Genomic DNA, 1030 nt, shown 5'->3' on the forward strand with positions numbered 1-1030 from the left:
CATCGTCCGGTAACTGAACAGCCAGCGGCAATTGCTGTGGAGGCATCAGCGACCCTCATCCCAGCGGTAAACGGGGGTTTCCGTTTGTTTTGCAGCGACAAAAGGACCAACTTCCTGAGAAACAAGACGCCCATCCAGGTTGATAGCCTGCAGTATTTGGTCGACCGGTCCGTTCACAACAATCTCGAATTCGCTCATATTCTGAGAGTATTTCAATAAGCGAACCTCCCGAACCGATACAATACTTTTCAAAAAGCTTTCCAGTTTTAAAACACTGCTCAGACTGTTTAGCTGCTCAACTTTGACCGTCAGTGTGTTGCGTACGTTCTCATCACCGGCGGTCATGCTGTATTTAGCTGACAGCTTCATCATTAACTGTTCTACTAAAGGTTCTGCCAGCCAGTCAACGCTTGTTGCCGTCACTTCTCCGGCAAACCTGTCATCACCAATTTCTACAAACCAATTCAAACTCCAGGGTGTTTCCTCATTCTCCTGGCGAACAATACGTGCTACCAGTAACCCATCCGTACCATAGCGCTCTGTCGTTGTCCTCACAGGGTCTAAAAAGCGCCCCCAGACATCCATTGCGCTAATGGTGAAATTATCGGTTAAATCCATTAGCGGAAGCTGCACCGGAATACTGTACTGTTTTGCAAAAAATCGAAGTTGCTGGGTAAAAACAGATTCACTGTTACTGTCAATTATTGTGCGTTGCCCGTTGTCACTTTCTTTCGCAATCCACAACATTAACTGAGGTCTGCGACTCCCCCAGTAAGGCAGTTGATGCTCGGCAAGAAGTGCTCTTAACTTCCTGCCGTCAAACGTGGCTGTTAACGTTCGTTGCCCTTGGTTATCGCTGTAACCATATTGCACCAGGTAATTATTGACATCTCGCTTGGCTCGTTCTATCGCTTCGTGCTCTGTCGCATCCGATTTCCCGGTGAGCTTAATAATGACTCGATCAAAAGCCTCACCAATTGCCTGCTGTCGGTGCGATGAACTTTGTGACGCGACTTCAACTTCTGCCGAA

Annotated in this window: 1 protein-coding gene; it reads right to left on the reverse strand. The window is 47.7% G+C overall.

The annotated features are described in order from the left end of the window. Positions 1 to 45 precede the first annotated feature (45 nt). A partial coding sequence (locus B3180_RS11880; protein WP_286844757.1) for a DUF2066 domain-containing protein occupies positions 46 to 1030 on the reverse strand: 985 nt, incomplete at its 5' end.

The sequence above is a fragment of the Idiomarina sp. UBA4206 genome, from assembly GCF_002383015.1.
Classification (GTDB): domain Bacteria; phylum Pseudomonadota; class Gammaproteobacteria; order Enterobacterales; family Alteromonadaceae; genus Idiomarina; species Idiomarina abyssalis.